The sequence below is a fragment of the Nocardioides sp. genome (genome assembly GCF_004803405.1).
Classification (GTDB): domain Bacteria; phylum Actinomycetota; class Actinomycetes; order Propionibacteriales; family Nocardioidaceae; genus Nocardioides; species Nocardioides vastitatis.
Window position 1 is genome coordinate 1 of the sequence record NZ_SSXI01000198.1, and the last position, 8,803, is coordinate 8,803.

Here is an 8,803-nt window from a genome sequence, read left to right on the forward strand (position 1 = left end):
ACGTCCGCATCGGGCACGACGCGCACGATGCCCTGCCGCACGGCTGCGGCGACACCCGCCGCATCGAGGGTGCCCTTGAACTTGTCGGGCGCGACCAGGACCCGCGGCCGACGGCTCGACGTGGCGGTCATGCCGGCGGAGGCGCCGTCGAGCCACGGACCACGAGCTGGTGCGCCGCACGCTGGCGGCGCGGCCGCGCCGCGGGCTCCTTCAGGGCCAGCTCCAGGGCGCTCTCCCCCATCTCCACCATGGGCAGGCGGACCGTCGTGAGGGAGGGCGAGAGGTCCTGGGCGACGGCCACGTCGTCGAACCCGGAGACGGAGATCTGATCGGGCACCGAGACGCCGTGGGAGCGGAGCGTGGAGAGGATGCCGATCGCCATGTCGTCGTTCATCGCGAGCACGGCGGTCACGTCGCGATGGCGGGTGAGGATCTCCTCCGCCGCCGCCTTGCCGCCGTCCCTGGTGAAGGCGGCCTCGATGATCGGGACCCGGTCGAAGTCGATGCCCGCGGCCGCGAACGCCTCGGCGACGCCGGTCAGCCGGTCGGCGATCGTGGTCAGCTCCCGCGAGCCGGTGGCGACCGCGATGCTGCGGTGCCCCAGACCCAGGACGTGCTCGGCGACAGCTCGGCCGCCCTTGATGTTGTCCGGCACCACCGCGTCGACCCCGAGGTGATGCCGCCCGATCACCGCGACCCGGCCGCCGTTGCGGCGATAGGCCTGGAGATCCGCGCGGGCCGCCGCCTGCATGGCCGGGTCGACGAACCCGGACCCGGCGATCACCACCGCGCCGACGCGGTTGGCCACGAGCATCCGGATCTGGTCGAGCTCCCGCTCGGGGTCCCGGCCGCTGTGGCAGATCTGCACGGTCAGGCCCTCGCGGGCGCCGACCCGGAGCACCCCGCTCGCGATCTCGGCGAAGTAGGGGTCACCGATCTCGTGGACGACGAGGCCGACCGAGCGCGACGTCCCGGCGGCCAGGCTGCGGGCGTGCAGGTTGGCGACGTAGCCCATCTGCCGGGCCACCTCCCGCACCCGCTCGGCCACCGACGGGCTCACCCCGGTCGCGCCGCTGAGGCTGCGTGACGCCGTGGCGATGGAGACTCCGGCCTGCTCGGCCACGTCCTGCAAGCGGAGCGTCGTTCGCGCCTTCTCCACCCGCGCCTCCCACGGTCAGGACCTCTTCAGGTCCGGAATCGGTCTGCATGTGACCCTTGCCACGTCGCCGTGGGTCAGCCTAGAGTACCCGAAAGCGCTTACGAAAGCGCTTACGTCCACTCTCCCGAGGAGCGACATGAAGGTCACGACCCGCCTCCGCATCTCTACCCTCGCCCTCGCGGGCAGCCTGGCCATGACCGGCTGCATCAGCAGCGGCGGCAACGAGGGCGGTAGCGACGACACGATCACGATCGGCATCTCACTGCCACTGACCGGCGACTTCTCCGAGCCCGGCAAGGGCGTCGAGCGCGGCTACGAGGCCTGGGCTCAGTACGTCAACGACAACGGCGGCCTCCTGGGCAAGCAGGTCGAGCTCAAGATCCTCGACGACCAGTCGAACGCCGACCGGGTCGCCTCCGACTACGAGAAGCTGATCAACCAGGACGGGGTCGACCTCGTGTTCGGACCGTTCTCCACCCGGCTGGTCGTTCCCGCCGCACAGGTGGCGCAGGACTACGGCTTCCTCTTCGTCGAGCCCGCAGGCGCCGCTCCCGAGGTGTTCGAGCAGGGCTTCGACAACCTCTTCTACGCCGCCCCAGCGGTGGCCGACGACCACTACGACCACCTGGCCGACTACATCGAGGCGATGCCGGCGGACCAGCGGCCGAAGACCGCGGCCTACGCCACGATGGACGACCCGTTCGCGCAGGGCACCGCTTACGGGCTCAAGGACCGGCTCGAGGAGATGGGCGTGCGCACGGTGGCCGACGAGGTCTACCCCCCGAACACCACCGACTTCAGCAGCATCGCGGCCAAGGTCGCGGACACGAACGCCGACATCATGGTGGGTGGCACGCAGTACCAGGACGCGGTCAACCTGATCATCGCCCTGCAGCAGCTGAACTACCAGCCGAAGATGGCGGCCTTCTCCACGGCGCCGACCAACCCGGAGTTCCCCGAGGCGATCGGGGCCAAGACCGAGGGCATCCTCTCGCCCACGGGCTACACCCCGGACGCTGACTGGCCCTCCAACGTCGAGTTCGTCGAGTTCTACACCGAGCTCCACGGCAACCCGCCGGGCGAGGACGAGGCGAACGCCTGGACCACCGGCCAGGTCGTCGCCGCTGCCGTCGAGGCCGCGGAGTGCGCCGACCCGAGCGAGGAGTGCCAGCAGGAGCTCATCGACTGGCTCCACGGGAACCAGGTCGACACCGTCGTCGGTCCCCTCTCGTGGGACGAGGCCGGTCGGCCGCAGAGCGCGCACATGATCCAGCAGTACGTCGACGGGAAGATCCGGATCGTCCTGCCGGAGGAGCAGGCCGAGGCCGAGATCATCCCGGTCAAGCCGGCGTGGTGACCCGAGAGCCCCGAGAGTCCCGACAGCCCCAACAGAGAGCCTGACCTTTCATGTCCCTGCTCATCCAGAGCATCGTCCTCGGCCTGCTGCTGGGAGGGCTCTATGCCCTCCTGGCAGCCGGTCTCACGCTGTACTTCGGCGTGATGCGCGTGGTGATGATCGCCCACTCGGCGTTCCTGATCCTCGCGGCCTACCTCGCCTGGTTCTTCTCGACCGAGACCGGGCTCGACCCGCTGCTGTCGCTCCTGGTCACCGTCCCGCTCTTCTTCCTCATCGGCGTGGGCATGCAGCGCCTGCTGATCTCCCGGCTCCGCCCCGCGACGATGACGATGATGTCGGTCCTGCTGACCTTCGCGATCGCCCTGACGATCGAGGGCCTGCTGGGATACGTCTTCACCGGCACCCAGCGACGGGTGCGTCTGTCCTACGGCGGCGGCGACTTCGAGGTGTTCGGCGCCAACATCGCGGTGGTCAAGCTGATCGCCTTCGGCCTCGCCGCCGTGTCCCTGCTGGTGCTCTACCTCGTGCTCACCCGGACCCGGTTCGGGCAGGCGCTGCGGGCGACCATCCAGCACCCGGAGGCGGCCCGCCTGGTCGGCATCAACACCGACCGGATCGCCGGCTACGGCTTCGGCATCGGCCTCGCCACCGCGGCGGTCGGGGGTACGGCACTCTCGCTGGACTCCACCATCTACCCGTCCCTGCACTGGCACTGGATCGGCCCGCTGATGGCGATCATCGTGGTCGGTGGCCTGGGCAGCATCCCCGGCGCCGCCATCGCCGCGATGGTCCTCGGGCTCGGGCAGAGCCTGCTGCAGATCCCGCTCGGCACCACGTGGGCGCAGACGTTCTTCTACCTCGCGCTCTTCGCCACGCTCATGGTCCGCCCCCAAGGATTCTTCGGAGGTCGTCTTGCCCAGCGATTCTGAGGTGCGCCGCGGGTCCGTCCTGATCACGACCCTCAAGATCGTCGGGGTCCTCGTCCTCGCCGCCGCCGTCCTGTCCTTCCCCAGCGTCGCCGGGAACGCGTTCATCCTCTCGGTGGGCGTGGTGATCATGAGCTACGCCGTGCTCGCCACCTCCTGGAACTTCGTCGGCGGCTTCACCGGCTACATGTCGCTCGGTCACGCCGCCTACTCGGGCCTGGGTGCCTACGGCACCGGGCTGATCGTCATCCACACCGACATCAACCCGTGGGTCGCACTGGGGCTCAGCGGCCTGCTGGTCGCCGTACTCGCCGTCCCCGTCGGCATCGCGAGCCTGCGGGTCCGTGGCGCGTCCTTCGTGATCGTCTCGATCGCGATGGTGCTGATCCTGCTGCTGGTCTTCCAGTCGTGGGGCGAGGTCACGGGCGGCTCGAACGGCCTGCGGGTCCCCCGCCCCTTCGGGCCCGAGGTGCTGCGACCCGAGCAGCACGAGCGGTTCTTCTACCTGCACGCCGCCCTGCTCGCGACCGCGCTGCTCGTGTGGTGGCTGATCGACCGCTCCCGGTTCGGCATCGGTCTCAAGGCGGTCCGCGAGGACGAGGACAAGGCGCAGGCGCTCGGCGTGCCGACCTTCAACTACAAGCTGGTCGCCTTCGTCGTCTCGGCCTTCTTCACCGCCCTCGGTGGCGGCCTGTACGCCCTCTGGTTCGGCTTCCTCGACCCGATCTTCCAGTTCTCGATCCTGGTCGGGTCCTACATGGTGCTGATGAGCCTGCTGGGTGGCATCCGCAGCCTGTTCGGGCCACTCCTGGGGGCGGTCATCGTCGGGTACGCGCTGGAGTTCTTCAAGGCGGAGTACGGCGACACCCAGTTCCACCTCGTCGCGCTGGGCCTGCTGCTGGCGATCGTCGTCCTGTTCATGCCCGACGGGATCATCCCGGCCCTCACCCAGCTGGCGCGGCGCTTCGCACCGCAGGCCTCCAGCATCCGCGAGATGACCGCGGCCGACCTGGCCGAGCGGCGACGCGACGCCGATGCCGACGCGGACGGGTCGTCGGAGGAGAACAACGGGACCGAGCACCACGTCACGGAAGGAGCCCGGTCGTGACCGCCCCCGACCCCACCCCCGTCGAGGTAGAGACGCCCTTCGAGGTCGGTCTCGCCACCGAGGGACTCAGCAAGGCCTTCGGCGGCGTCCAGGCCGTCGACGGCGCGAGCGTCCAGTTCCACCACGGCAAGGTGAACGCGCTGATCGGTCCCAACGGGTCCGGCAAGACGACGTTCTTCAACTGCGTGACCGGCATGATCCGGGCGGACGCCGGCACGGTCAGCTACCGCGGTCGGTCCATCACCGGCAAGGCTCCGCACCGGATCGCCCGCGCGGGCATCGGGCGCAGCTTCCAGCTGTGCCGGGTGTTCCCGCGGATGACCGTCCTGGAGAACATGCTGACCGCGGTCCGGCCCGGGAGCCTTCCTCGCCTGCTCGCCTCCGCCCACCATCGCGACGACGTCGAGCGCGCCCGCGAGCTGCTCGCTCGGGTGGGCATCGAGCACCTCGAGCGCGCGGAGGCCCGGGACATCTCCTACGGCCAGCAGAAGCTGCTCGAGCTCGCCGGGGTGCTGATGGCCGACCCCGAGACGATCATGCTCGACGAGCCCGCCGGCGGCGTGAACCCGGCGCTCATCGAGCGCATCGCCGAGCTGGTGCGGTCGCTGAACGCCGAGGGCCGGACGTTCATCGTCGTCGAGCACAACATGGAGCTCGTCATGAGCCTCTCCGACCACGTGGTCGTCTTCGACCGTGGTCGACCCATCTGTGAGGGACCGCCCTCGGTCGTGCAGAACGACCCCCGAGTCCTGGAGGCCTACCTTGGCATCTGAGTACCTGCTCGAGCTCGAGGACATCGAGGCCGGCTACGGCCGCGCCGCGCTGGTCCTCCGCGGGCTGACCGTCAAGGTCCCGCCGGCCACCGTCGTCTGCCTGGTCGGCCCCAACGGCGCCGGCAAGTCCACCGTCCTCAAGGTGGCCAGCGGCATGCTGACCCCCCGCTCCGGGACCATCCGGGTGGCCGGTCAGGACGTCACCGGCTTCAACCCGCAGAAGATGCTGGGCGCCGGCCTCTCCCACGTCCTCCAAGGGCACAGTGTGTTCAAGGAGATGTCGGTCGAGGAGAACGTGATGCTCGGCGCGTACTCGCTCACCGACCGCGCCGAGATCGCCGAGCGGGTCGACTTCGTCAAGGACCTGTTCCCGATGGTGGCCGAGCGCTGGAAGGCGCTGGCCGGTGCCCTCTCCGGCGGCCAGCAGAAGCAGGTGGAGTTCGCCCGCTCGCTGATGGTCAGGCCGCAGGTGGTGCTGCTCGACGAGCCGTCGATGGGCCTGGACCCGAAGGCGACCGCCATCGTGTTCGAGCAGGTGGTGCGGATGCGCGACGCCGGCACGGCCGTGCTGCTGGTCGAGCAGAACGCGCGCCGGGCGCTGGAGACGGCCGACCTGGGCTGCGTGCTCGACCTGGGGCGCGTCCACATCTCCGGGCCGGCGTCCGAGCTGCTGGCGGACCCGCAGCTCGCCGAGCTCTACCTCGGTGGTCGGCCGGCGACCCCGACGACCACCTGACCACCGACAGCCCGCGACACGACGAGGAATCGCCAATGCCCGACACCACCTACCGCATCCTGATGAACGGCGTCACCGGCCGGATGGGCTACCGCCAGCACCTGCTCCGCTCGATCCTCGCGATCAGGGAGGACGGTGGCGTGCCGCTGCCCGACGGGAGCCGGATCCAGGTCGAGCCCGTGCTGATCGGGCGCAACGCGGACAAGCTGTCCCGGCTCGCCGAGGAGCACGACATCGCGGCGTGGACCACCGACCTCGACAGCGCTCTGGCCGAGGACGGTGTCGACCGGGCCCCGATCTACTTCGACGCCCAGGTCACCAGCGAGCGCAAGAAGGCGATCCTCAAGGCCGCGGCCGCCGGCAAGCACATCTTCACCGAGAAGCCGATCGCCGAGTCCGTGGCGGAAGGACTCGAGCTCGTCGAGGCCGCCGAGCGGTACGGGATCATCAACGGTGTCGTCCACGACAAGCTGTACCTGCCCGGACTGATGAAGCTCAAGCGGCTCATCGACGGCGGCTTCTTCGGCCGGATCCTCTCGGTCCGCGGCGAGTTCGGCTACTGGGTGTTCGAGGGGGACTACCTCCCCGCGCAGCGGCCCAGCTGGAACTACCGCGCCGAGGACGGCGGCGGGATGGTCCTCGACATGTTCTGCCACTGGAACTACGTGCTGGAGAACCTCTTCGGCCGGGTCGAGGCGGTCACCGCGAAGGCGGTCACCCACATCCCCGAGCGGTGGGACGAGAGCGGCCAGCGGTACGACGCCACGGCCGACGACGCCGCGTACGCGATCTTCGAGCTGGCCGGCGGCGTGATCGCCCAGGTCAACTCGTCCTGGGCGGTCCGGGTGGAGCGCAAGGAGCTGGTGGAGTTCCAGGTCGACGGCACCGACGGCTCCGCCGTCGCGGGACTCTTCGGCTGCCGGGTGCAGCCCCGGGAGCTGACGCCGATGCCGGTGTGGAACCCCGACGTGCCCACCTCGGAGGACTTCCGCTCCCAGTGGGCCGAGGTGCCCGACAACCAGCAGTTCGGCAACGGGTTCCGCGCCCAGTGGGAGCAGTTCCTGCTCGACGTCCACCACGGCCGGCCGCACCGCTACGACTTCGCCGCCGGTGTGCGCGGCCTGGAGCTGGTCGACGCCGGTCTGCGGTCCTCCGCCGAGGGCCGCCGGATCGAGATGCCGCGCCGATGACCCGCACCGGCCGCGTGGAGGTCCCGCTCGCCGACGGCGGGTGGGAGGGCGTCGTACTCCGTGAGCCACGGCAGTGGAAGGACCACCCGCAGCCGTTCGCGAGCCGGGTCGCCTTCGCCGCGGCGCACGTCGTCGCCGACCCGCGCGGTGAGAACGTCCCGGGCGCGCCCGCGGTCGTCGACTGGGACTCCACGCTGGCGTTCCGGCGGGAGCTGTTCCGCTATGGCTTCGGTGTCGCCGAGGCGATGGACACCGCGCAGCGCAACATGGGGCTCGACTGGCCCGCCGTGCAGGAGCTGGTGCGCCGCAGCGCCGAGCAGGCGCGCGACTACGGCGCCCGGATCGCGTCCGGCGCCGGCACCGACCACCGCGACCGGCTGTCCACGCCGGCGGAGGTCCGCGACGCCTATCTCGAGCAGGTCGGCTTCATCGAGTCCACCGGCTCACAGGTGATCCTGATGGCGTCGCGCCACCTCGCCGCGGTCGCGACCGGCCCCGACGACTACCTCGCGGTGTACGACGACCTCCTCGCCCAAGTGCGCGAGCCGGTGATCCTGCACTGGCTGGGCGAGGTCTTCGACCCGCAGCTGCGTGGCTACTGGGGCTCCCCGGACGTCGCCGAGGCGACCGGGACGTTCCTGGGCCTGATCCGTGAGCACGCCGGCAAGGTCGACGGGGTGAAGGTCTCCCTGCTGTCGGCCGAGCACGAGGTCGGCCTGCGGGCGGCGCTCCCGGACGGGGTACGGCTCTACACCGGCGACGACTTCAACTACCCCGAGCTGATCCGCGGTGACGGCAGCCACCACTCCGACGCCCTGCTCGGCGCCTTCGCCGCCATCGCCCCGGCCGCCGCAGCCGCGCTGAGTGCCCTGGACGACGGCGACCTGGCGACGTACGACGCCGAGATGGCGCCGACGCTGCCCCTGTCCCGGCACATCTTCGAGGCGCCGACCTGGCACTACAAGACCGGCATCGCCTTCCTGGCCTGGCTGTGCGGACACCAGCCCGGGTTCACCATGGTCGGCGGTCTCCAGTCCGCGCGCAGCGTGGTCCACCTGGGTCGGCTGTTCGCGCTCGCGAACCGCGCCCAGCTGCTGCCCGACCCCGAGCTCGCCGCACACCGGATGCGGCTGTGGCTCGAGGCCGCCGGAGCCACGCGATGAGCACCCCCGGGGACGTGACCGCGATCGACGTGCCGTCCCGCGCGCCGGCGCGCATCGACACCCCTGCCCCCGGCGACCCGCGCTTGGGGCGGCTCTCGCTCAACCAGAAGACGGTCGACGGCTGGTCCCTCCGCGAGGCCGTCGACGGGTGCGTACGGCACGGCGTCCCGGCGATCGGGGTGTGGCGGGAGCCGCTCGCGGAGGCGGGTCTCGACAAGGGCATCCGCTGGATCCAGGAGGCCGGTCTGCGGGTGTCCTCGCTGTGCCGCGGCGGGTTCTTCACCGTGGCCGACGCCGGCGAGCGACGACGGCGCCACGACGACAACCTGCGCGCGCTCGACGAGGCGGCCGCGCTCGGCACCGAGTGCCTGGTGCTGGTGCCCGGCGGCCT

At 70.7% G+C, this 8,803-nt stretch carries 9 protein-coding genes; 8 read left to right on the forward strand and 1 reads right to left on the reverse strand.

Annotation, left to right across the window (positions count from 1 at the left end; translation table 11 throughout):
• Positions 1-127: 127 nt before the first annotated feature.
• Positions 128-1,159: a LacI family DNA-binding transcriptional regulator gene (locus tag E7Z54_RS13960; protein ID WP_136434679.1), complete on the reverse strand. Its 1,032-nt coding sequence runs from the start codon at positions 1,157-1,159 to the stop codon at positions 128-130.
• Between the two features lie 136 nt (positions 1,160-1,295).
• Here E7Z54_RS13960 and E7Z54_RS13965 point away from each other — a divergent pair, with 136 nt between their 5' ends.
• From E7Z54_RS13965 to E7Z54_RS14000, 8 genes are all read left to right on the forward strand, one after another.
• A complete protein-coding gene (locus tag E7Z54_RS13965) occupies positions 1,296-2,516 on the forward strand; it encodes an amino acid ABC transporter substrate-binding protein (RefSeq protein ID WP_136434681.1) in 1,221 nt (406 codons plus the stop codon).
• A gap of 50 nt (positions 2,517-2,566) precedes the next feature.
• Positions 2,567-3,445, forward strand: a complete 879-nt coding sequence (locus E7Z54_RS13970; protein ID WP_136434683.1) for a branched-chain amino acid ABC transporter permease — start codon at positions 2,567-2,569, stop codon at positions 3,443-3,445.
• Positions 3,429-4,550 carry a branched-chain amino acid ABC transporter permease gene (locus E7Z54_RS13975; protein WP_240769683.1) on the forward strand — a complete coding sequence of 374 codons (1,122 nt, stop codon included), beginning with the start codon at positions 3,429-3,431 and terminating at the stop codon, positions 4,548-4,550. Before E7Z54_RS13970 ends, E7Z54_RS13975 begins: the two co-directional genes overlap by 17 nt.
• Positions 4,547-5,323, forward strand: a complete 777-nt coding sequence (locus tag E7Z54_RS13980; RefSeq protein WP_136434685.1) for an ABC transporter ATP-binding protein — start codon at positions 4,547-4,549, stop codon at positions 5,321-5,323. The genes E7Z54_RS13975 and E7Z54_RS13980 overlap by 4 nt, the downstream gene beginning before the upstream one ends.
• Complete coding sequence (locus E7Z54_RS13985; protein ID WP_136434687.1) at positions 5,313-6,059, forward strand: ABC transporter ATP-binding protein; 747 nt, start codon at positions 5,313-5,315, stop codon at positions 6,057-6,059. Before E7Z54_RS13980 ends, E7Z54_RS13985 begins: the two co-directional genes overlap by 11 nt.
• 35 nt (positions 6,060-6,094) lie before the next feature.
• Entirely contained in the window at positions 6,095-7,249 is a 1,155-nt protein-coding gene (locus tag E7Z54_RS13990) for a Gfo/Idh/MocA family protein (protein ID WP_206056210.1), read from the forward strand.
• Complete coding sequence (locus tag E7Z54_RS13995; RefSeq protein WP_136434689.1) at positions 7,246-8,412, forward strand: dihydrodipicolinate synthase family protein; 1,167 nt, start codon at positions 7,246-7,248, stop codon at positions 8,410-8,412. Before E7Z54_RS13990 ends, E7Z54_RS13995 begins: the two co-directional genes overlap by 4 nt.
• Positions 8,409-8,803, forward strand: a 395-nt coding sequence (locus tag E7Z54_RS14000; protein WP_240769684.1) for a sugar phosphate isomerase/epimerase family protein, incomplete at its 3' end; no start/stop codon positions are given. The genes E7Z54_RS13995 and E7Z54_RS14000, both read left to right, overlap by 4 nt.